Source organism: Corynebacterium sp. MSK074 (genome assembly GCF_030229735.1).
GTDB lineage: Bacteria > Actinomycetota > Actinomycetes > Mycobacteriales > Mycobacteriaceae > Corynebacterium.
In genome coordinates this window covers 25357-46346 of the sequence record NZ_JASPIX010000015.1, presented here as the reverse complement: position 1 = coordinate 46346, position 20990 = coordinate 25357, and the positions used below count along the sequence as shown (strand labels likewise).

The window sequence follows — 20990 nt, the reverse complement described above, 5'->3', positions numbered from 1 at the left end:
CTAGCCGTGGCTTACCCCAACCGATTCGCGGATTACTTGTAAACCAAGCCCCCGCACACAAAGAAACGGACACTCTCCGCCTAAAGGACATTACTGGGATAAAGCCCGGCGGAAACACCGATTTCCTTAGCCACGTGAGCGATCGGTCGCTCTGACTCGATTACCAGGTTTGCAGCTTCACACCGGTACTCGGGCGTGTACTTCTTGCGCTGTTGACTCACAATGAACATCCTCTCCTACGGGCACAAGATCCGTACAAATAGGGTGTCCACTAAACGAGGGCAGCCTCAACTGGGCAAAACCTGGCAAAGGTCGTATTGTATACAGGAAATATACAAACAAATGCTAGGAGACAGTTACTTGCCTACCACGAACATCGAGAATTTTATCCGCAAGGAAATCCTAGAGACCAACCTACAATTCCAGCTAGCTAAAAATTTCCGCACCCATCCGCAGCTCCTTCAAGATGAAGCACAAAAACGCGGATGGGTAACAACGCCTATGGGCGACGGGATTATAGGTATCTATAACGAAACTGGCCATCCAGTAGGAACTCTTAAACAAATGCTGACCTCGGCAACTAGCAGCAGTGCAGTCGCGGTCTGTACCAGGAAACATGTTGCAAAAGAGCATTTTCAGCGCGCTGGTGTCCCAGTTGCAGAAGGCAGAAGCTTTAGCCTCAAAGAGCGGGAAGAGGCCGCAGAATACGTGGCAAGTCGCAGGTCTCCAGTCGTCATGAAGCCAGACCGTGGAGCTGCTGGAACCGACGTTGTTACGGAAGTGATGACAGCTGAAGACTTCGACAATGCCTGGTCAACAATTTCTGCCGGCAAGACAGCCGGAGGAACAGTACTCATTGAAGACCAATTCTCCGGTATTGATATTCGAGTCATGATCGCTGGCGGGAAATATGTCGCAGCTAGCAGCAGGGTACCCGGGTTTGTCGTAGGCGACGGAGCTACTACCTTCGGAGAGCTTGTGAAGGCATCACAGGTTGAACGCAAAACCAATGCATACCTTAAACGGATGCCAAGCCACCCAGATTATGAATGGCTCGACCGAATCGGCATTAACGAAGACACAATCCTCGAGGCTGGCAAGATACAGGTCTTAAGCCTTGTTTATAACCTCCACCAAGGGGGAATCAACGTGGACCTTACTGACCGCATGCCTGCGCATTTCATTGATATTGCAGAAACTGCAGCAAGGGCGATTCCAGGTCTGACCGTTGCCGGAATAGACCTGATGGTCTCAGGATTAGATGATGACAGCGAAGCTATTGTTCTCGAAGCTAACACCTCCGCTAACATCGCCGTCCATCATTATCCTGCCTATGGGAAAGCGGTGAACGTGGCAGCGAAGATCCTAGATTCCTTAGAAAATTCACTTCCCGTTTAATCGTCTAAGCCTGCTCAGGCTTTAACCGAACCCAACCCATGCCAAGTGTTGGTGCGGGTTTTCTCGATCCCGATTCCCTGTGGCCTCCATAGCCGAAGGGAATTTTTACGCCAAGCCCCCTCGTTGGGGCTTTTTCATGCCCAAATTAAGGAGGGAATATGAAACCAAATCCAGCTTGGTGGGGAGTCCCCTCTTTCCTGCCAGAACTTTTCAAACACTTCGGCATCAACTTCAAAGAACTACCCGGCTGGGAGTTCTAGGAATGGGGGACTTCGCTTCCATCCAAGGTGACTTCTGGCACCACACCGGCTCACGCAGTACCAGCGCCGAGTACATCGCCCGTAATGCCGGTCTCGGTGGAGCACTCTCGGGCCTGCTTCACATCGCGCCCGATGGAACGCCGACGTTCTGCGGTATTGGTATCGCGTATCACGCCGGCCCTGGCTGGGGCCAAGGCTGGGCAACAAATAACACGACCCCTGTCAGTGTTGGATTCGAAATGCAGTACAACGGCACCGACACCTGGGATGAGCGACAACTCGACACCGCGCGCCGGGCTTCGGCTGGCATCCTCTGGTTCCTGGGTCATCCGGCGACTATCGAGCACATGATTGGCCACTGGGAATACTCCATGCAAGCTCAAGGAAAGTGGGACCCCGGCCGTGGTAATGGCGTCGCTGGTGCGGTCATGGAAATGAATCACCAACGTGCCCCGGTTCAGCAACACATCGACAACATCAACAAGTAGGGCCAGCTCGATGCACCGGCTGTTGTACCTCCGAAGGAGAGCACCGTGACCTATGACAAATTCACCAAATTCTTGACCGGCTACGTCAGCGGTTTCTTCAAGCCGTGGTTCGACACGTGGGAGCATACCTGGTCTCAGCTCCGCGACCCTGAGGGCAAGGGATGGCCTCAGCTCGGTGAAGCGTCTTGGGTTTAGTTCCTACCTCAGGGATTGAACTATGCCTAGGAAGTATTCCGTCGAGTTCAAGGAGAAGGCGGTCCATCAGATCTTCGAAATGGTCCGCCTGGAGTCCTGCTCACTGCAGCGCGCCTACACGGAGGCCGGTGAGCTGCTTGGGGTATCTCACCATACGTTGCGGGCTTGGTACCGTGACAGCGCTTCAATACGTGATGACTCTGAGGTTTCAGGCGGCGGGACAATGGAAGAAGAGCTCAAGCGTCTGCGCCGTGAGAACCGCGAGCTGAAACGAGCAAACGGGATTCTTAAGATTGCTTCGGCTTTTTTCGCAGCGGAACTCGACCGACCCACGACCAAATGGTCTCCCACATCGACGCGTATAAAGATCAATTTGGGCCCGGGGCCATCTGCCGAGTCCTTAAACAAGCAGATCGTGGATTCATCACCTCACGCGGTTACCGCAAAGCCACCACACGCGTTCCCAGTGCAAGAGGATTAAGCGATAGCCTGCTCATCCCAGAAATACAGCGCGTGCATGCAGAGAACTTCTCCGTCTACGGCATCCGCAAAATGTGGCACGCTATGAACCGTGAAGGCTTTCATATTGGTCGCGATAAGACCGCACGTCTGATGAGGCTAGCAGGTGTGTCTGGCCGCAGACGTGGGCGAACCCCCGTGACAACGATTAGCCCGAAGACACCGGATCATCGCCCGGACCTAGTGCAGCGAAACTTTCGTGCACAAGCGCCAGGCAGGTTGTGAGTTGCCGACATTACCTACGTTCGTACCCTCTCAGGATTCGCCTACACCGCGTTTGTCGTGGATGTTTACAGCCGAAAAATTGTTGGTGTTGCTACACGCTCGACGATGCGTACCGATGCGCTGCCCATGGAGGCCTTGGAAGATGTGTTAACGACTGCAGGGCGAATTCATGGAAAACAGTTAATTCACCATAGCGATCGGGGCAGCCAGTACGTGTCACTGAAGTATTCCACCGCGCTAGCCGAATCCGGAATCCGGCCAAGTGTTGGAACAGTCGGCGATTCATTATGACAATGCTCTAGCTGAAACAGTCAATGGTCTCTACAAGGCGGAACTGATTCATGCCCAAGGACCGTGGACATCGGTTGGGGAAGTCGAACTGGCCACCTTGCGGTGGTCGCATTGGTGGAACACCAAGTGGCTTCATGAGGGCATTGGACTACGCCACCCCACAAGAAGTCGAAACCGAGTACTATCTAACCCAGCCCATCAACACAGGGGCGTAAAAGAAGCGGAACTAAACCCGGGACGCTTCAGTGTGGCGATTCCCCCCCCCGAACGCCCCGGCCGGGCCGTCCCTGTTTCTACAGTTGGAGATTGCCGGAACTGCCCGCGTTTTGCCTGTTCAATATCGCCGTTTAAGGCGATGAACTCACCGGCAAGGGGTGTTGGTACCCTCCAACTCGTTTAACAGCTGCCTGAGCGGGTAGGTGCGCTGGCCTAACATCTCCGCTTGCACAGCAGCCATGCTTAAACAGTTGGGGCACACCTCTAGGTGCTGTTCCTCGTAGGTCATGGGGGAGCGCCGCGTTAGTGTCTCTGGCATGAGGTCACCAACAGTTATCCCGGCACGTGGCACCACCACATAGCCGCCGCCTTTGTAGTGGAGCCTGACCCCGGCTAGGTCAACACACCGCATGGGATTCATGTGCGTGCAGTAACTGCCCTCGTGGGGTGTGCCAGCGCATAGGTGCCATAGGCCGGTGGTGGTGTCCGCATAGAGGTAGCGCACCCGGTGCCGGTTCCAGATGCCGGTGTAGTTGTCTGGTTGGTCTGCTGTGGGCAGTTGGTGCGTGCTCATTGTGGTTCCCCTGTTAGCTCGTTGGTGAGGTTGCGGATGGCGCGTGTTAGGCGTGTGTTGGCCCGCATGATTCGCAGCGCCTGTTGGTCTAGCCGCCGGTATTCGGATGGGGTGCAGTTCTGGCACTGCTGGTTGATGCTCTCCAGCAATTCAAGATTGGCCTTCAGTTCCTGCATGGTCTCGTTGAGTTGTTGGATGCTCACAGTGTCACCTCGTAGAGGAAGGCAGCGGCATCACATGCGGGGCAGTTCTGTTTGTTGGTGTGCGCCCCGGTGGTGGCACCCTTGTGCTTGTAGAGGCGCTGGCCGCATAGAGTGTGGATTACCCCGTGTGGTTCGATGTGGTGAACGAGATGCCGCAAGCGTGGCGTGTTGGTGCCCCGGCGCGCCGGCTGGGTGGTGGTTTCGGGGGTGGTCATGGTGGCCCTTTCCTGGTGCTATTAGGGAAGGAATAGGGAATGGTCCTACTCTGGTTTCTGGGAAAATGCCTCTGACCTGCACTACTGTCGTTGTAGACGTGGGGCCCCGGTGGCCCCACGGTGAGAGGGAGGCGTCGGCAAGCAATGCCGGCGCCTTTTCTCGTGCCTGGGCGCGCATTTGGGTGTGCTAATTGCGCGGTGGCGGGCGGTGAAGTCTAATAACCATATGGTTGAAGTGGATCCGCTCATTGAATCTCTCTACCGCTGGTCCGATATCAGCGGCGTGCTGCTGATGGGAATCATCGGCGGCACCATGGCGCGCAAGCGCGGCTATGACATCATCGGCTTTTTCTTCATCGCGATGTTTTCTTCCCTGGGCGGCGGCATGGTGCGCGACGTGCTCATCAACCGCGGCACCGTGGCGGCCATGAGCCAGCCGGAGTATCTTTACCTGGCCTTTGCTGGTGCGCTCATTGCCCGTTTTGTCTACTTCAAGGGCAAGACCTGGGACTATCTGCAAGCGCATGGCGATGCCGTCGTATCCGGCCTCTGGGCTGCCACCGGCGCCGTCAAGGCCATTACTTATGGGCTGCCGCTTATCCCGTGCATCATGATGGGCGTGTTCACTGCCACGGGCGGATCCATGATTCGTGACATTGTCATGGGGCGCGAGCCTAGCGTCTTTGGCGATAACCAGCCGACGGTCATCCCGGCTGTGGCCTGCGCAATCATCGTCTTGGTGGGGCATCACTATGACATGATGGCCGTGGGCATGATTATTGGGCCGCTGGTTTCCATCTTTTTGGCGCTGCTGGGTATTTGGGCCGGTTGGCGCGTGCCGGCATACCAGGAATGGGCGCCGATTAATGACACCGCCGCCCAGGTGAAGGTGTTGGCCAAGAAGGCCGAGAATAAGAGCCGCGCGGTGGGCCGCCGCTTGGAGCCGCACCGCGTGCGCTCGTGGCGCCACCGTCAGATGGAGGCCGCGCTGCAGCGGCGCATCGAAAAGGAAGTGCGATCCGGCAAACGCCGCAAGGAGGCCGCCGCGGAGGCCAGCGAGTTTATGGAGTCGTTTGAATCGGACGTCGATCAGCTCAGCGCCCAGACCGCGGAGACCGAGAACACCGACATTGGCGTGGACCTTAGCGGTGACTCCTATGAGGCGGAAGAACAAGACTCCCACGAGGAATCCCAGCGCCTGCTGGATACCATCTTGGAAGATGACAAGCTGACCGATGAGCTCATTGACCGCCTTATGAAGCGTTATAACTCCCGCGACTAGAGGCCGGGCAATCCGCGCTCGATCCATCGGGTGCTTGCACGGTTGCTGGCAGCCAACTGGCATCCAGTTTTCAGGCATGCGGCCTAATCTAGAGGCATGAATCTGAAGTATTACTTCTACGAGCTGTGGAGCCTTTTTGTTGACCATGGCTTGCCGCTTATCGCGCTATTGCTGATAGGCATTTTGATCCCGCGCATCGGCAGGCTGGCCATCCGCATCATGGAGCACCGCCTCGATGAAGAGGAAGAAGCCACCAAGGCGCGCTTGGCGCTGACCGGTGCGCTGGTCTACATCGTGCAGGCAGCAGCGTACTTCCTTATCATCTGGGCCGCGCTGACCAATCTCGGCGTGCCAGCGGTAGGTGCGGCGGTGCCGGCGACGATAGTCTCGGCCGCCGTGGGCTTTGGCGCCCAGTCCATCATTGCGGACTTTCTCTCCGGCTTCTTCATCCTTTCGGAAAAGCAATTTGGCGTGGGCGACTATGTCAGCTTCGATGGCGTGACTGACGTGGAAGGCACCGTGGTGATGCTGACCCTGCGCACCACTAAGGTGCGCACGCCTACCGGCGAGCTGGTCACCGTGCCCAATAGCTCGGCCGGCGCGGTCACTAACTACTCCCAAGAGTGGTCGCGCGCCGTGGTCAACTTTGATGTGCCGGTACAAGAAGGCGAGACCCTGCCAGAAATCACGCGCCGGGTGCGCACGATTTCCAAACAAGCCATCCAGGAACCGTCCATCGCCGTGGACGTCAATGGCGAGCTCGAGGTGCTGCCGGCCACCCAGTTGGTTGCCCCGCAGGCGGCCGGCCAGTCCTGGCACGTGACCTACCGCGTGCTGGTTACCGTAAACCCCGCCCGCCAGTGGGCGGTGGAGCGCGCCATTCGCTCCGCGCTGCTTTCCGAGTTCTGGGATCACTACAACGTGACCGACTTGGACGAAATCCAGCGCCCGCTTCTTCCGGTGGGCGACAATGCCGCGGCACAAGAGTCCGTCAAGGATGCCTCCGCGGCAGGGGAGGGATCGCGCCCCGATTCCCAGCCGGAGCACCAGTCGCCCGAGGTGGATGGCCCGGATAGCGACGGCCCCGGAAAGCCCGCGCTGCCGGATGAGGAGGACCACGAGCCCGAGCCCACCCAAGGCATCTGGCGCGCGCTGGAGACTAATTCCAAGTTCCAGAAGATCGCCACCATTGGCGGCCGGGTCCGCGCCTCTACCACGGGCCTCATCCTGGCTCTGCTCGTCGTCGGTGCCTTGGCCCTGGCCTCGAGCAATCCCGAAAATGCGGATGCGGGCTGGCTTTCGCCCGAGCATTGGCGCGATAGCGGCGCGGAGGCCTCTTCCTCGCAGCTTTCCGACGCCCCCTCCACCAACCCCACCCCCGAAACCACCGAGACCGGCACGCAGTCCGAGCCGACAGAAGACAGCTCTGCTGCCACGGAGACCGCTAACCCGCAAGGCTCTGATGGCGCTGGCGCGACCGATTCGCCTGCCGGCAGCGGTGGTGGCGGTGGCCAGGAAACTGGTGCTACAGGTAATGCCTCGCCCGCCCCGAGCGCCGCCAACGGCGGGACCGATTCCGGCAACGGGGCCGGCACTGCGCCCACTGCCGGAAGCGACGCTGGCGACGGCACCCAAGCTTCCGGAACCGCAGGTAGCACCGGCCAAGAGATCCCGGCAGAGCCGCGCTAGTAAGGCTTCTACAGTAAGCCGGTCCGTCCAGCGCTCATTATTGGGCGAGGTAAAGCTGGCATACACGCTGGTGTCATTATCCTTTTGACAGTGGTGAAATAGTGCAGCCCGGCTGCGCGTTGCACTGGGCATGACTTCACTTTTCGAACCACTGGAACTTGGCCGATTCAAGCTAGATAACCGCGTCACCATGGCGGCGCTGACCCGCCAGCGTGCAGGCGAAAGCGGTGTACCCACCGAGCTGCACCAGAAGTACTACTCGCAGCGTGCCACGGCCGGTCTGGTGGTTACGGAGGGAACCTTCCCGGCGTGGACCAACCGCGCATTCCCGGGCCAGGCAGGCATTGCCACCGACGAGCAGGCAGAAGGCTGGCGCGCCGTCGCAGACCGCGTGCACGAGGAAGGAGGCACCCTGTTCATGCAGATCATGCACGGCGGCCGCACGAGCCACCCAGACCTGATTGATGGGGCGAACCCGGAGGCGCCCAGCGCCTTCGATTGGGACGGAACCGTGCGTGGCTTCGCTGGCAAGATGGATGCGCCGGTGCCGCGCGAGCTGAAGAAGGAAGAGCTGCCGCGCATCGTGGATGAATTCCGCCAGGGTGCGCGCCGGGCTATTGATGCCGGTGTCGACGGAGTGGAGATCCATAACGCGAATGGCTACCTGCTGCACGAGTTTATGGCGGCCTCGTCCAATAAGCGCGAGGATGAATTTGGCGGCAGCCCGGAAAATCGCTGGCGCCTGCCAGAGATGGTCATTCGCGCCGTGGTAGAGGAAATCGGGGCCGACCGCGTGGGCGTGCGTTTCTCCCCGGCACACAATGTGCAGGGTGTTATCGAAGACGATCAGGAAGACATGCTGGCCACCTACGGCGGGCTTCTCGACGCCCTAGCACCGCTGAACTTGGCCTATGTATCCCTGCTGCATGGCGAGCCGGACAGCGAGCTCATCGCCACGCTGGCGCAGAAGGCACGCGCAAACGGCGTGACCAAGGTGCTCATGAATGATGGCTTCCCCACGATTACCTCCAAGGAGGATGCCCAGCGCGAAATCGAGCTGGATTATGTGGACGCCGCAGTGGTGGGCCGCCAGCTTATCGCTAACCCGGACTTGGTGCGCCGCTGGCGCGAGGGCCTCGAGCTTAACGAGCCGGACCAGGATACGTTCTACCTGGGCGGCGAGCGCGGCTACATCGACTATGAGTATGCCGCGGACTAGGGAAGAATCCGCGGCACCAAAGGGGGCCCGACAGGCGGGCGAGTGATAGGTAGTGAAATTCCCCAGAGAGGGTCTTTCACTATCCCTATCGAAGGTGTACTACTCGTTCGTTAACACCGAGTACCTGTCATGTGACAGAACTTACAACTACTTGGTGTAGCCCTCACCCGGGCGCCAGGTCATGGTCACGGCCTCGCGCACCGGGGACTTGGCGGTGAGCAGGTTATCCACGCGCAACCAGTGCATTTCCGCCGAATCCGGGCGCACGGTGACATAGCTGTAGCCGTGGTGGTCCAGATCCACGTGGCGGGTGTGCGGGTTGGCGCCCATCAAGTAGCGCTCGGCCAGCTTGGAAAGCTCATTGCCCTCCGGCAGCTTCAGCTGCTCGTTCACGTTGGGTGCAGACACGGAGGCGCAGACCATCTCGGCGCCAAAGATGCGGCCGTCCTTGCTGATATTGTGCGCCCACTCGGAGTGGATATCGCCGGTGACAAAGAGGGTGTGGGAGTCGTGCTTTGAGAGGGCGTCGATAAGCAAGCGGCGCTCCGCCGAGTAGCCATCCCACTGGTCGCCATTGACCGGAATGCCGGTGATATTGGAAGACAGCGAGGAAGAAACCGGCTTGGTCTTGTCCTCTTGTTGCAGGGTAGCCAGGTTCATGGGGGAGAACATGACGGAATTGCCCAGCATATTCCACTTGGCAGAAGAGGTCTCAATCTTATTGAGCAGCCAGTTGTACTGCTCAGAGCCGAGCATCGTGCGGCCTTCGGCGGCCATCTTGCGCGGGCCAAAGCGCACCTGCTCATCGCGGTAGGTGCGCAGGTCCATCATGGTTAGCTCCACTAGGTCACCGAAGGTCAGGCTGCGGTAGAGGTGGCCCTGCTCGGATGGGTTGGTCGCGCGCACCGGCATCCATTCGAAGTAGGCCTGCATCGCGGCGTTGCGGCGGTCCAGGAAGGCTCCTTCCTCGCCTTCGCTGTGGTTCTCGGCGCCCTCGCGCCAGTTATCGTTGGCCACCTCGTGGTCATCCCACACCACAACCCACGGCAACGCGCCGTGTGCGGCCTGCAGGTTCTCATCGGTGCGGTAGCGTCCGAAGCGGATGCGGTAATCCTCCAGCGAGATAATCTCGTGCGCCGGGTGGTGCAGGCGCACCGGGCCATAGCCAGCGTATTCGCGCTGCGGGTACTCGTAGATATAGTCGCCCAAGAAAATCATGTAATCCAGCTGGTCCGCGCGGCCGCGCTGGGCAATATCGCCATAGGCATTGAAGAAGCCGGACTCCCAGTTAGCGCAGCTAGCCACGCCGAAGGTGAGCTCTTCCGGGGAGGCGCTCAGCGCCGGGGCGGTCTTGGTGCGGCCGACGGGCGAGTACTTATCCTGCGCCTTAAAGCGGAAGAAGTACACGGTCTCCGGCTCCAGGCCGTGCGGGTCCACGTGCACGGTGTGATCCTGGCTGGCGTCGGTGGTCACCTCGCCCCGCTTGACGACGTCCCCAAAGCCCTCATCCTTGGCAATTTCCCACTCCACCCGGGTGGCCTCGCCTAGTCCGGATCCCGGCATGGCATCGGCATCCGGGGTCACGCGGGTCCACAAGATGACCGAGTCCGGAATCGGGTCGCCCGAGGCCACACCGTGGAGGAAGGGCCGCTCGCCCAGCTTGGGCTCCACCATGTGCTGCTCCACGCGCGGCGAGAGGCTGCTTTGTGCGTTGGCGGCTGCACCGGACAGAGCGATGGCGGCACCGGCGGTACCGGTGGATTGCAGGAAGCGGCGGCGGTTAACTGCGCTGCCCGTGTTCTTAGAATTATTAGACATGGTTGAAAGTTTTCTCATGTCTAATGGGTGTGCAACCGTTTCTTGCCCGATTCCATAAAATGTTCTTGTTGTTTTAACCGGTGGTTTACTTGGGCGGCCTCCTGCGGTCCTGCCGCGTCTGGCGGTTGGGCGGTTTCGAGGGGCTTTCGCCGGCTTCTGTGGCTTAGGTCCATTCTGATCGGGCTGATTTGAGGCCTTTAGGGCTGAATTGAGGGGTCCATTCGCTCAGATCGGCCCGATCACCTTCGACCTAAGGTGTGCGGGACCCAGTGGGCCAAAAGAGTGACCGGCTCGAAAAGGCGCGCCCAAAGCGGTCCAGTCCTTCCGAATGCGGCTCAGTAGGCTAGAGGGTATGAGTGAATTTAGCCAAATTAGCCAGTGGCCCGCGGATACGGTGGCCGGTGCGTTAGTGCATCGCGGCGAAGTGAAAGAAACGGTGGGGGATACCGCCCGCGAGTTTCCGGTGGCATCGGTAACCAAGCTGGTCGCGGCCTACGGCGTGATGCTGGCCGTGGAAGAAGGAGCCGTGGAGCTAGAGCAGCCAGCCGGCCCGGAAGGCTCCACGCTCGAGCACCTGCTTGCACATGCCTCTGGCATTTCCTTTGATTCCCGGGAGTCGCAGAAGCCGGTGGGTGAGCGCCGCATCTATTCCTCGGCCGGTTATGAGTGGGCCGCGGATACCGTGGCCGAAGCTACGGGCATGGACTTTGCCGAGTACCTGCGCGAAGGCATTTTGGCCCCGCTGGGCATGGAGTCCACCCGGCTGGAAGGCTCGGCCGGGCACGGTTTGGTTTCCACAGTGGAGGACCTCGCAGCCTTTGCTGCGGAAGTTCAGCACCCACAACTCCTGCACCCTTCCACCGTGGCCGACATGCGCCGCGTTCACTTCGACGGATTGCGCGGCATCGTTCCGGGCTATGGCAGCTTCAAAGACTGCACCTGGGGCCTAGGCTTTGAAATCCGCGGCGATAAGGATCACTGGATGGGCGCCTTGCCTGCCGACGCCGTCGGCCACTTCGGCATGTCCGGCACCTACCTTTGGGTCGCCGGCGACTATGCCATGGTCGCGCTCACAAACCGCGACTTTGGCGAATGGTGCAAGCCGCTCTGGCACGATACAAATACCGACATCTGGAACTCTTTATAATCTGCCCGCTTCGGCGGAACGAGCGCCTTCCACTGGGGAAAGTGGAGTGGTGGAAGGCTCCCCCGTGGGGCGGGGAGAAATTGGGGAATTTCGTGCGAAATGTGGCCATCCTGCGCGGGAAGCCGGCGTGAGCGCACGGGCAGCGGTTGCGTGAGATCCTAGTTGCGCTTTCCCGGGCGTGAGCAGGGCTTCTGTTGCCTGCCGTCAAGGAGGGGCAGAATTTTCTCAGCAAACTCCAAATTTCACATTTGTAACAGTGGTTTCACCTGCAACTTTAGTCCCAGTCTGTACCTAGGGTTGAGGTTTAGCGAATGGGGGTTGAAGTGAAAGTTGAGGGTTGTAGGGAGGGGTGTGACGCAGGAAAATTGTGAGCAGACGCATCAGACAGTTCGTTGGGGAAGACGAAGCTCGTCTTGCATCGCGCCGGGCCGGCAGGCCTCGTGCGGTGGTGATCTATGTCGAGGGAGAATCGGCTATGAATACGTGCGTTAACCCTGCGCCGGTTGAACAGCCGGCCTCCACCTCCACGTGGCCCTCCGTCAACGGCGGCGCCACCGTGGTCACCGGTGTGCTCAAGATTTCCGGGATGCCGCGCAAGCTGCGCTCGGAGATTGAACACGCCATGGATCGGTGCATCCGTACCGAGTCGGAATTTATCATTCCGGGCGATGACCCACTGACCGCTCAGTGGTGCACTCGTTGGTTCCGGGATGGGCTTTCCGTAGCGGCGCTTGCCCAAGGCGGCAGCGCCTGCGCCAACGCAGGCAGCGGTATTGGCTGCCACCAGGTGCTTACCGGCACCCGCGAGGAGTTGGACGCGCTTGATTGCGTCGTGCGCTACCTCGCGCAGCGCCACGGCTTTAGTGCCGCAGTGCGCCTGCCGTAGAAAGCACAACAGGGGTTGGGCCAGCTGCTGCTGGCCAACCCTGTGCTTTTGCCGCCCGATGGTCTCCTCGGGAACGGGCTATTCTGCCTCTGCGAAAGGATCCAGGATCTTGTCTGGCAGCTCCGCCACGGATTTCAGCACGGCCGACGGGCGGTACGGGTAGCGGGAAATCTCGTGGTCATCGGAAATGCCGGAGCGCACCAGCACCGTGCGCATACCGGCCTCAAGGCCCGCCTTCACGTCTGTATCCATGCGGTCACCAATCATAACCGTGTGCTCCGAGTGGGCGCCGATAGTATTCAGCGCGGAACGCATCATGACCGGGTTAGGCTTGCCCACGTAATAAGGCTCGCGGTTGGTGGCGGCGGTAATCAACGCGGCCACCGCGCCGGTGGCCGGCAGTACACCCTCAGGAGCCGGGCCGGTAACATCCGGGTTGGTGGCGATAAAACGTGCGCCATTACGGATGAGATTGATGGCATTGGTGATGGCTTCAAAGGAATAAGTGCGGGTTTCACCAAGTACCACGAAGTCCGGGTCATCGTTGGTGAGGATCCAGCCCGCCTCATGCATGGCGGTAGTCAGGCCGGATTCGCCCACTACGTAGGCCTTGCTGGAACTTACCTGGCTGGAAAGAAAGTTCGCGGTGGCGGTAGCGGAGGTCCAGATTCGCTCAGCGGGAATGTCCAGGCCGGTATTGCGCAGGCGGGCAGATAGGTCCCGCGGGGTAGACATGGAGTTATTGGTCAGCACCATGTACTCGATGTCATTGTCTTTAAGTGCCTGGATAAACTTATCGGCGCCAGGGATCATCTCACCTTCTTTGATGAGCACGCCGTCCATGTCTGATAGATAAGAAATCATTGGTGATCCTCCACATACTCGGCGATATCGCCGATGGTTTCGCTGTTGAGCATCGTTTCCTCAGAAAAGCGGACTTGGAAGGCCTCTTCCGCGCGCACGGTGAGCTCCACCAGATCGAGCGACTCTATCCCGATATCTTTCAGGCGGGTCTCGCGGCCCATGTCTTCCTCGGTCCCGGTGACCTTGTGGATGAGTGCGATGAGCTGGCCGAGAGTATCTCGCTCCGGCTCCTTGTCCGGCGCACTCGCATTGAACTTTGCCTGCAATTGGGCACTGAGGTCGTTTGCCATGCCCACCAGTCTAGTATTGATCCCGTTATGGCATTGAGAAAACGTTCTTCCGTTGTGGCGCGTAGTTGGCTCAAGCGCCTGCGCCCCTCGCACCGCGCCGAGCTAGAAAAGCTTTATGGCGGATTGCATGATCCCTCTACCGAGCCGGGGCTTACCCACATCAGCGCGTCCGGCACCGTGGACCACGGTGGCCTAGACATCGCCTGGTATGAAGTAGGCCAGCAGGACGCCCCGGTGACGGTGGTGTTTATTCACGGCTATTGCCTGTCTTCAGAAGCCTATTATGACCAGGCCAATTACCTGCGCGGCCGCAATGCCCGCGCACTCTTGGTGGACCTGCGTGGGCATGGGCAGTCCTCCACGGTCGCCCCAGGAGAGTGCACCGTTGACGCGGCTGCCGACGACGTCCTAGCCGTCATCCGCGAGCGCGCTCCCCGCGGCAACTTGGTCATCGTGGGTCATTCCCTGGGCGGCATGGTTGCCTTGAACCTCATCCGCCGTGCGCCGGCCGAGGTGTATGAGCGCATCAAGGGCGCGTTGCTGATTTCTACTTCTATGCGTCGCTTTGCGGCCAAGGGTGTGGCCCAGATCTTGCAGTCCAAGTCCTTGCACGCGCTCTACCGCTTGTGCCTGCGCCTGCCCGGGCGCGTTGATAGTGCCCGCTTCGAAGTTGCCCGCTTTATTGCCCCGCTTTTTGCCGTGACCCTAGCCGGCTTTCCCCAGATGGAGAAGCTGCAGTTCCATGTTGCCATGCTTCTCGATACCCCCTTGGCCTCCTACTCTGGCTTCTTCGATGACCTTTTGGATCACGCCGAGTATGGTGCCGCAGAACGACTGGCCAAACTCCACGGTGAGGTAGTGGTGGGCACCGCCGATATCGTCACCCCGCGTTCGCAATCCGAAGTGCTCTGTGAGAATTGGCCCGCCGCGAGCCTGCAGACGGTAGAAGGCTCCGGACATATGGTGATTCTCGAAGACCCTGAAGCCATCTCCGCGGCGCTCGGCCGCGTTCTCGACGCGGTGTAGGCAGGCGTCTCGAAGGAGCCTCTCGAGGCACGAAAAGGCGCCGCGGCGGTAAAGCCGGCGGCGCCTTACTTGTAACGCATTGGTGCGGGTTTAGCTCGCACCAATGCGGGAATTAGTCCTCGATGTGGGTGGTAGCGGTTGGATCATCCAGCTTGAGATCCTTGGCTGCCTTCTCCACTACGGAGCGCTCAATCTTGCCCTCGCGAGCCAGGCCATCGAGTACGGCGACGACGATGGACTCGGCATCGATGTTGAAGTAGCGGCGTGCGCCCTCGCGAGTATCAGAGAAGCCGAAGCCATCCGCGCCCAAGGTGATGTAGGTGCCTGGGACGTACGGGCGGATCTGCTCCTGCAGCTCGGTGGTGAAGTCAGAGACGCCAACGAACGGGCCCTCGTAGCCCTTGAGCTGGGAGGTAGCAAATGCCTCGGTCGGCTCCTCACCCTTGCGCAGGGCCTCCTTGTTGCGGCGGGCACCGTCGCGGGCCAGCTCGTTCCAGGAGGTGACGGAGAAGATGGAGGCCTTGACATCGAAGTCGTCGGCAAGCAGCTGCTGCGCGCGCAGCGCCTCGTGCACGCCCACGCCGGAAGCCAAGATATTGGCAGCAATGGAGCCGCCCTCAGCGGTGTTGAAGTGGTAGATGCCCTTGTGCAGGCCCTCCACGTCCAAGTCCTCCGGCTCGGCCGGCTGGTGCACCGGCTCGTTGTAGACGGTGAGGTAGTACATGATGGCCTCATGGTCCTTGCCGTACATGCGCTCAATACCGCGGGTGACCAGGTGCGCCACCTCGTAGCCGAAGGCCGGGTCATAAGAAACCACTGCCGGGTTGGTAGCGGCCAGGACAGGGGAGTGGCCGTCCATGTGCTGCAGGCCCTCACCGGTCAGGGTGGTGCGGCCGGCGGTAGCGCCGATAATGAAGCCGCGGCCCATCTGGTCACCGGCCGCCCAGAAGGCGTCGCCGGTGCGCTGGAAGCCGAACATCGAGTAGAAGATGTACAGCGGAATCATGGCCTCGCCCTGGGTGGCATAGGACGTAGCTGCCGCGGTGAAGGAGGCGGCGGCGCCGGCCTCAGAAATGCCCTCGTGCATGATCTGGCCGTCGGTAGCCTCGCGGTAGGACAGCATCAAGTCATGGTCAACCGGCACGTAGTTCTGGCCGCGTGGGTTCCAGATCTTCATGGTGGGGAACCAGGAGTCCATACCAAAGGTGCGGGCCTCGTCCGGAATGATCGGCACAACGCGCTTGCCCAGCTCCTTGTTGCGCATGATCTCCTTGAAGGTGCGCACCAGGGCCATGGTGGTGGCTACTTCCTGCTTGCCGGAGCCCTTGCGCACGGAGCGCAGCTTATCCAGCGCAGGTGCCTCAAGCGGGGTGAAGTCCTCACGGCGCTCCGGCAGGAAGCCGCCGAGCTCTTTACGACGCTCCAGCATGTACTTGATCTCCGGGGAATCCTTGCCCGGGTGGTAGTACGGCGGCAGGTACGGATCCTTCTCCAGCTCCGCATCGGAGAACGGAATCTCCTGCTTATCGCGGAAGCGCTTCAGGTCATCCAGGGTCAGCTTCTTCATCTGGTGGGTGGCGTTGCGGCCCTCGAAGTTGTGGCCCAAGCCGTAGCCCTTAATGGTGTGCGCCAGGATGACGGTTGGCTTGCCGGTGCCCTTGTTCTCCAGCGCGCGAGCGTAGGCAGCGTAGACCTTGCGGTAATCGTGGCCGCCACGGCGCAGTGCCCAAATCTCATCATCGGACATGTCTTCTACCAGCTTGGCCGTGCGCTCATCGCGGCCGAAGAAGTGCTCACGCACATAGGCGCCATCATTCGCCTTAAAGGTCTGGTAGTCACCGTCGGAGGTGGTGTTCATGACGTTGACGAGGGCACCCTCGGTGTCCTTTTCCAGCAGCTTATCCCAGCCGCGGCCCCAAATAACCTTGATGACCTCCCAGCCAGCACCGCGGAAGAAAGACTCCAGCTCCTGGATGATCTGGGTATTACCGCGAACCGGGCCGTCAAGGCGCTGCAGGTTGCAGTTGACCACGAAGGTGAGGTTATCCAGCTCGTAGAGGGATGCGATCTGCAGCAAACCGCGGGATTCTGGCTCGTCCATCTCGCCATCGCCCAAGAAAGCCCAGACGTGCTGCTTGGAGGTATCCTTGATGCCGCGGGTCTCCAGGTACTTGTTGAAGCGTGCCTGGTAGATAGCGTTAATCGGGCCCAAGCCCATGGACACGGTGGGGAATTCCCAGAACCATGGCATCAGGCGCGGGTGCGGGTAGGACGGCAGGCCCTCGCCCTCACCGCGGGAGACCTCTTGGCGGAAGCTATCCAGATCCTTTTCGGTCAGGCGGCCTTCCATGTATGCGCGCGCGTACATGCCTGGGGAAGCGTGGCCTTGGAAGAAGACTTGGTCGCCGCCCGAAGGATCGTCCTTGCCCTTGAAGAAGTGGTTCAGGCCGACCTCATACAGCGGAGCAGCGCCTGCGTAGGTGGAGATGTGGCCGCCCACGCCAATGCCCGGGCGCTGTGCGCGGTGCACCATGATGGCTGCGTTCCAGCGGATCCAGCGGCGGTAGCGCTTTTCCAGCTCCTCATCACCTGGGAACTCCGGCTCCATGGTGGTGGGGATGGTGTTGACGAAGTCCGTAGATGTCAACGACGGCATCTCAACGCGCTTCGCAGTGGCGCGCTCGAGCAGGCGCAGCATCAAGTAGCGTGCGCGCTCCGGATCGGAGTGGTCCAGCAGACCATCGAGGGAGTCCATCCACTCGCGGGTCTCTTCTGGATCATTATCGTGAAGATACGATGCAACGCCGTCGCGGATGAGGGGGAAGTTGGAGTCGCCCTGGTGGGCGTCCTTCTCGGCCATTTAAACCTCCTATTTAAGGGTCTGCACAGTTTGCCTACTAGGATACGCGCTCACAGATCCACAGTCGTTGTGAAGTCCGACTTAAGGGGACGTGCGGTACGTTACATCGCCATAACCAGTATCTTTGTAAAATTCGGTGGGGTAAAAGAGGGTAGTTTGCTAACTCTGTGGAGCCAGCTGCGCTGGCGGTAGGGCCTGCAAAATGGGGGAATTGCGGGCCTTAGGCGGGTAAAAGGGGCCGGTGGGCGTTAAAATACTTCTATTAAGCCGCGATTTACCCGCAGGATGCGGGTGATACGCGGACCAGACATTCACTAAAATAGGAAGGAAATGCATAGTGGCTGACGCTGCAGTCAAGCTCGGAATCAAGGAAGGGCAAATCGCCCTGGAGCTTGGTTGGGACGAGGATTGCGATACCGCAATCTCTGAATCGATCGAGGCCGTGCTCGGCGATGACTTCTTGGAAGAAGAAAATGACGAGCTGTGCGATGTAGTCCTTCTTTGGTGGCGCGAAGAAGACGGCGACCTTGTGGATGGACTGGTGGACGCGAGCCGCCCGCTGGCCGATAACGGTGCAGTCTGGCTGCTTACTCCAGGTGCCGGCAAGCCGGGAACCGTAGAGCCTGGGCTCATCTCTGAGTCCGCTCAGCTGGCAGGCCTGGTGCAGACCAAGGCGGAGCGCCTAGGCGAGTGGCAAGGCTCGTGCTTGGTGCAGCGCGGCTACACCAAGAAGTAGGGCTTTACCTGCCGATTTGTGTTGCTTTAGCAACCTGCGCTACTGTTTCTAACAGCGCAAGAGCGCATGCGGCTTTAGCTCAGCTGGAAGAGCAATTGGTTTACACCCAATAGGTCGGGGGTTCGATCCCCTCAGGCCGCACAAGGTCAGAGCCCCTTTTCGAGAAATCGGAAAGGGGCTCTTTCATATACCCACGACAACGCCACGACAGGGTTAAGGGTCAAAATGTGTGTCTGGTTCGGCGTGTCGGTGGGGTTAGATTTGCCAGCTTCCAGGCCGGCTGACTGGGCGTAGACGGTGTAAGTGAAGTCCTAGTCGTTGGGATAATCAGTACGGCCGACGGTGCGCTAGGAAACACCGGCTAGGTAGCTTCTACTACGCAACCGTCCCAACGTGCGCGGCACTAGAGCCAATTCTTTGAGCTAGTTCCGTTCAGGTTGTCGGCGCAGCGCAGCAGGCGATGGGCTGGGCAAATACTGCTGCATTGGGGGCATCGGGAGTGAATCTTGATGGCGGAGAGCCACCTGGTTAAAACCGCCATCGGTCGAAGCTTCGGCTGTCCGATTTGTTGCATTTTGTATCTTCACCGCAGTAGCAGTGTGGTCGAACGACCGTCTTCTACCACAGATTGGCAGCCACACCGGGGTTTTAGCGTCCCAAGGCCAGATATATGCTCCCGAAGCGTATATTTGACGTTAACTCAAAGGTCAGAGCCTAAAAATCCCCGTTTCCAGACACACTTTCTGACCCTTAACCCCCACGACATCCGAGGCCTAAACGACAGCTTGTGTTGTTTTGCGGCGTGTCGAGTTAAACGACATTTTGTGTTGGTGGGCTTAGGTGGCTGGCAGCGTTAAGGAGTTAAAACCTCGATAGCCAACTTGTGGCCACGTTATGCCCCAAGAGGGGAGGGCATAACGCATTAACGTGGCTGATTCGGGGCCTGGGCGGATGTTCAAGAAATAGCCTAGGCAGGCAGAGGCCCTAGTAGCGCTCGCGGCGGCGCTTGTTCAGCTTGGCGTAGTGATCCGGCTTAGAGTCGCCGTAGCGCGAGCGATTGCGGCGGCTGGCGGCATGCGAGGAGGACGCGGCGGGAACGGCTGGGGCGGTATCGGTGGCGTCGTCAGCGGCCGCGTGGGCGTCGCGCCGGGAGGTCGCGGGGGACGGGGCTTCTACCGGTGCGGAGCTTGCACTGGAGGCATCGGCGGGCTCGGATGGAGTTGAGGCATCGGCGTCGAGGGCGGCCAAGACCTCTTCCTCCTCCCGCAGGCGGCGGCGCTCACGGATTTCGGACCACACGAAGTAGCCCAAGCCCAGCGGGGCCATGATGCCGAAGGCAATCCACTGGTAGCCGTAGGAGAGGTGGTTGCCACGGTCGAGCTGCGGGATAGGCATGGGATTGAGCACGCCGGGCTGGTCGGCGGAGAGTTGGATGTAGTCGTGGGCCAAGGGGGCGTCGATAAGCGAGGCAATCTGCTCCGTATGGATGGAGTAGACCTGCTGGTAGCCCTCCTGCTTAATGGGGGCGGACTGGTGCTTGGCCTCATCGGCGCGGATCATGCCGGTAAGCGTGGTCTCGCCCGAGGGAACGTCAGGGATATCCGGCACGGCGTTGGCCTCGCCGGCCTTGACCCAGCCGCGGTTGACCAAGATGGTCAGGCCGGAATCGGTGCGGAAGGGAACCAGGGATTGGTAGGACGGGCCGGAATCGACCGGGCGCAGGCGCAGCAGCACCTCATCCTGCGGCAGGTAATGGCCGTGCAGGGTGGCGCGGGACCACTCATCGCCCTTGATGGCGCCGTTGCCATCCACGAGGTCTTCCACCGGCTGTGGGGCGGCCTCGTAGGCGTGGGTGATGAGCTCGTTGCGTTCCACAATGTCATCGTCCTTGCCCAGCTGCCACGGGGCAAGGACGGTAAAAGCCAGGTAGGAAAAAGCCACGACGAACAGCAGCAGTAGAACCCAACCCGGCTTAAGGAACGTCTTTAGCATGGGGCCTAGTTTAGTCGCGGTTAGCGCGAATCCAATCCAGCAGGCCAGGCACGGCGGCCTCAATATTCTTGCGTGTGGTTTCAAAATCCGCCGTGGAACCGTAATAGGGGTCTGCCACGTCCGCGTCCTCCGGGGAGTTGGGGTCGAAGCTGCGCATCAAGCGAATCTTGGCTGGGTCGATGCCGTGCTCAATGAGGGCTTCGCGGTGGCCCTTGTCCATAGCAATGAAAAGATCAGCGTCCATGTGCTCGGCGCCTAGCTTGGCCGCGCGGTGGGAACCGCCATCGTGGCCGCCGCGGCGCAGCTCGGCAATCGCGCGCTCATCTGCGCCTTGGCCCACATGCCAGCCGCCTAGGCCGCAGGAATCTACGGTGGCGACGAGGTCTAGCATGTCCTTTTCCATTTCATCGCGCACGATGATTTCTGCCATGGGGGAGCGGCAGATATTTCCGGTGCAGACAAAGACGAGGTAAAGGCCGGAGCGGGTATCGGATTCGGTCATGCGGAAAACCCCTTCGCGCGAATAGTACTGTGGTGCGGAAGATAGGATATAGCAGTAGTAACTATTCCATGAAACGAGCATAAAGGAGCACCTCT

Annotated in this window: 19 protein-coding genes, 1 tRNA gene and 1 pseudogene; 12 read left to right on the top strand and 9 right to left on the bottom strand. The window is 59.9% G+C overall.

The window, feature by feature from the left end; translation table 11 throughout:
* Nucleotides 1-80 precede the first annotated feature (80 nt).
* Nucleotides 81-230 carry a transposase gene (locus tag QP965_RS11565; RefSeq protein ID WP_350309241.1) on the bottom strand — a complete coding sequence of 50 codons (150 nt, stop codon included), beginning with the start codon at nucleotides 228-230 and terminating at the stop codon, nucleotides 81-83.
* Between the two features lie 130 nt (nucleotides 231-360).
* Here QP965_RS11565 and QP965_RS10590 point away from each other — a divergent pair, with 130 nt between their 5' ends.
* The 4 genes and pseudogenes from QP965_RS10590 to QP965_RS10575 all read left to right on the top strand — a co-directional run bounded on the left by QP965_RS10590 (nucleotide 361) and on the right by QP965_RS10575 (nucleotide 3591).
* A complete protein-coding gene (locus QP965_RS10590; RefSeq protein ID WP_284844877.1) occupies nucleotides 361-1398 on the top strand; it encodes a hypothetical protein in 1038 nt (345 codons plus the stop codon).
* 262 nt (nucleotides 1399-1660) lie between these two features.
* A complete protein-coding gene (locus tag QP965_RS10585; protein ID WP_284844878.1) occupies nucleotides 1661-2146 on the top strand; it encodes a peptidoglycan recognition protein family protein in 486 nt (161 codons plus the stop codon).
* A 45-nt stretch (nucleotides 2147-2191) separates the two neighbouring features.
* A complete protein-coding gene (locus QP965_RS10580) occupies nucleotides 2192-2341 on the top strand; it encodes a hypothetical protein (protein ID WP_284844879.1) in 150 nt (49 codons plus the stop codon).
* 22 nt (nucleotides 2342-2363) lie between these two features.
* A pseudogene (locus QP965_RS10575) lies at nucleotides 2364-3591 on the top strand (IS3 family transposase).
* A gap of 571 nt (nucleotides 3592-4162) precedes the next feature.
* On the opposite strand, the gene QP965_RS10570 reads toward QP965_RS10575, so the two are convergent.
* Nucleotides 4163-4369 (bottom strand): hypothetical protein, encoded by a 207-nt coding sequence (locus QP965_RS10570; protein WP_284844880.1) that lies wholly within the window; start codon nucleotides 4367-4369, stop codon nucleotides 4163-4165.
* Nucleotides 4366-4584, bottom strand: a complete 219-nt coding sequence (locus tag QP965_RS10565) for a hypothetical protein (protein WP_284844881.1) — start codon at nucleotides 4582-4584, stop codon at nucleotides 4366-4368. Before QP965_RS10565 ends, QP965_RS10570 begins: the two co-directional genes overlap by 4 nt.
* Before the next feature lie 226 nt (nucleotides 4585-4810).
* On the opposite strand from QP965_RS10565, the gene QP965_RS10560 reads away from it, so the two are divergent.
* From QP965_RS10560 to QP965_RS10550, 3 genes are all read left to right on the top strand, one after another.
* Nucleotides 4811-5866 carry a TRIC cation channel family protein gene (locus QP965_RS10560; RefSeq protein ID WP_284844882.1) on the top strand — a complete coding sequence of 352 codons (1056 nt, stop codon included), beginning with the start codon at nucleotides 4811-4813 and terminating at the stop codon, nucleotides 5864-5866.
* Between the two features lie 96 nt (nucleotides 5867-5962).
* Complete coding sequence (locus QP965_RS10555; RefSeq protein ID WP_284844883.1) at nucleotides 5963-7555, top strand: mechanosensitive ion channel family protein; 1593 nt, start codon at nucleotides 5963-5965, stop codon at nucleotides 7553-7555.
* Between the two features lie 130 nt (nucleotides 7556-7685).
* Complete coding sequence (locus tag QP965_RS10550) at nucleotides 7686-8774, top strand: alkene reductase (protein WP_284844884.1); 1089 nt, start codon at nucleotides 7686-7688, stop codon at nucleotides 8772-8774.
* A gap of 147 nt (nucleotides 8775-8921) precedes the next feature.
* On the opposite strand, the gene QP965_RS10545 is transcribed toward QP965_RS10550, so the two are convergent.
* Nucleotides 8922-10592, bottom strand: coding sequence for an alkaline phosphatase D family protein (locus QP965_RS10545; protein ID WP_284844885.1), 1671 nt, complete (start codon nucleotides 10590-10592; stop codon nucleotides 8922-8924).
* Nucleotides 10593-10944: 352 nt separating this feature from the next.
* Between QP965_RS10545 and QP965_RS10540 the strand changes: the two genes are divergently transcribed.
* Nucleotides 10945-11739 carry a serine hydrolase domain-containing protein gene (locus QP965_RS10540; RefSeq protein WP_284844886.1) on the top strand — a complete coding sequence of 265 codons (795 nt, stop codon included), beginning with the start codon at nucleotides 10945-10947 and terminating at the stop codon, nucleotides 11737-11739.
* A 475-nt stretch (nucleotides 11740-12214) separates the two neighbouring features.
* Nucleotides 12215-12625, top strand: coding sequence for a hypothetical protein (locus tag QP965_RS10535; RefSeq protein WP_200435398.1), 411 nt, complete (start codon nucleotides 12215-12217; stop codon nucleotides 12623-12625).
* Between the two features lie 78 nt (nucleotides 12626-12703).
* On the opposite strand, the gene QP965_RS10530 is transcribed toward QP965_RS10535, so the two are convergent.
* Together QP965_RS10530 and QP965_RS10525 are read right to left on the bottom strand one after the other, a co-directional pair.
* Entirely contained in the window at nucleotides 12704-13489 is a 786-nt protein-coding gene (locus QP965_RS10530; protein WP_284844887.1) for an HAD-IIA family hydrolase, read from the bottom strand.
* A complete protein-coding gene (locus tag QP965_RS10525) occupies nucleotides 13486-13779 on the bottom strand; it encodes an acyl carrier protein (protein ID WP_284844888.1) in 294 nt (97 codons plus the stop codon). Before QP965_RS10525 ends, QP965_RS10530 begins: the two co-directional genes overlap by 4 nt.
* 27 nt (nucleotides 13780-13806) lie before the next feature.
* On the opposite strand from QP965_RS10525, the gene QP965_RS10520 reads away from it, so the two are divergent.
* Complete coding sequence (locus tag QP965_RS10520; RefSeq protein ID WP_284844889.1) at nucleotides 13807-14805, top strand: alpha/beta fold hydrolase; 999 nt, start codon at nucleotides 13807-13809, stop codon at nucleotides 14803-14805.
* A gap of 112 nt (nucleotides 14806-14917) precedes the next feature.
* Here the strand turns inward: QP965_RS10520 and aceE are convergent, their stop codons facing one another.
* Entirely contained in the window at nucleotides 14918-17665 is a 2748-nt protein-coding gene (aceE, locus tag QP965_RS10515) for a pyruvate dehydrogenase (acetyl-transferring), homodimeric type (RefSeq protein WP_225746658.1), read from the bottom strand.
* Nucleotides 17666-18002: 337 nt separating this feature from the next.
* On the opposite strand from aceE, the gene QP965_RS10510 reads away from it, so the two are divergent.
* Together QP965_RS10510 and QP965_RS10505 are read left to right on the top strand one after the other, a co-directional pair.
* Nucleotides 18003-18401: a DUF3052 domain-containing protein gene (locus tag QP965_RS10510; RefSeq protein ID WP_005324380.1), complete on the top strand. Its 399-nt coding sequence runs from the start codon at nucleotides 18003-18005 to the stop codon at nucleotides 18399-18401.
* A 68-nt stretch (nucleotides 18402-18469) separates the two neighbouring features.
* Nucleotides 18470-18542 (top strand) — tRNA-Val (locus QP965_RS10505).
* Between the two features lie 843 nt (nucleotides 18543-19385).
* On the opposite strand, the gene QP965_RS10500 is transcribed toward QP965_RS10505, so the two are convergent.
* A complete protein-coding gene (locus tag QP965_RS10500; protein WP_284844890.1) occupies nucleotides 19386-20393 on the bottom strand; it encodes an SURF1 family cytochrome oxidase biogenesis protein in 1008 nt (335 codons plus the stop codon).
* A 10-nt stretch (nucleotides 20394-20403) separates the two neighbouring features.
* Nucleotides 20404-20895, bottom strand: a complete 492-nt coding sequence (locus tag QP965_RS10495) for a low molecular weight protein-tyrosine-phosphatase (protein ID WP_239228280.1) — start codon at nucleotides 20893-20895, stop codon at nucleotides 20404-20406.
* Nucleotides 20896-20990: the final 95 nt, after the last annotated feature.

Bases quoted from the DNA above. Each gene is read 5' to 3' on its own strand.
- QP965_RS10520 (WP_284844889.1), top strand. From the start codon at position 13,807: ATGGCATTGAGAAAACGTTCTTCCGTTGTGGCGCGTAGTTGGCTCAAG.
- QP965_RS10560 (WP_284844882.1), top strand. From the start codon at position 4,811: ATGGTTGAAGTGGATCCGCTCATTGAATCTCTCTACCGCTGGTCCGAT.
- QP965_RS10525 (WP_284844888.1), bottom strand. From the start codon at position 13,779: ATGGCAAACGACCTCAGTGCCCAATTGCAGGCAAAGTTCAATGCGAGT.
- QP965_RS10555 (WP_284844883.1), top strand. From the start codon at position 5,963: ATGAATCTGAAGTATTACTTCTACGAGCTGTGGAGCCTTTTTGTTGAC.
- QP965_RS10550 (WP_284844884.1), top strand. From the start codon at position 7,686: ATGACTTCACTTTTCGAACCACTGGAACTTGGCCGATTCAAGCTAGAT.
- QP965_RS11565 (WP_350309241.1), bottom strand. From the start codon at position 230: ATGTTCATTGTGAGTCAACAGCGCAAGAAGTACACGCCCGAGTACCGG.
- QP965_RS10495 (WP_239228280.1), bottom strand. From the start codon at position 20,895: ATGACCGAATCCGATACCCGCTCCGGCCTTTACCTCGTCTTTGTCTGC.
- QP965_RS10545 (WP_284844885.1), bottom strand. From the start codon at position 10,592: ATGTCTAATAATTCTAAGAACACGGGCAGCGCAGTTAACCGCCGCCGC.
- aceE (WP_225746658.1), bottom strand. From the start codon at position 17,665: ATGGCCGAGAAGGACGCCCACCAGGGCGACTCCAACTTCCCCCTCATC.
- QP965_RS10585 (WP_284844878.1), top strand. From the start codon at position 1,661: ATGGGGGACTTCGCTTCCATCCAAGGTGACTTCTGGCACCACACCGGC.
- QP965_RS10540 (WP_284844886.1), top strand. From the start codon at position 10,945: ATGAGTGAATTTAGCCAAATTAGCCAGTGGCCCGCGGATACGGTGGCC.
- QP965_RS10535 (WP_200435398.1), top strand. From the start codon at position 12,215: ATGAATACGTGCGTTAACCCTGCGCCGGTTGAACAGCCGGCCTCCACC.
- QP965_RS10500 (WP_284844890.1), bottom strand. From the start codon at position 20,393: ATGCTAAAGACGTTCCTTAAGCCGGGTTGGGTTCTACTGCTGCTGTTC.
- QP965_RS10530 (WP_284844887.1), bottom strand. From the start codon at position 13,489: ATGATTTCTTATCTATCAGACATGGACGGCGTGCTCATCAAAGAAGGT.
- QP965_RS10565 (WP_284844881.1), bottom strand. From the start codon at position 4,584: ATGACCACCCCCGAAACCACCACCCAGCCGGCGCGCCGGGGCACCAAC.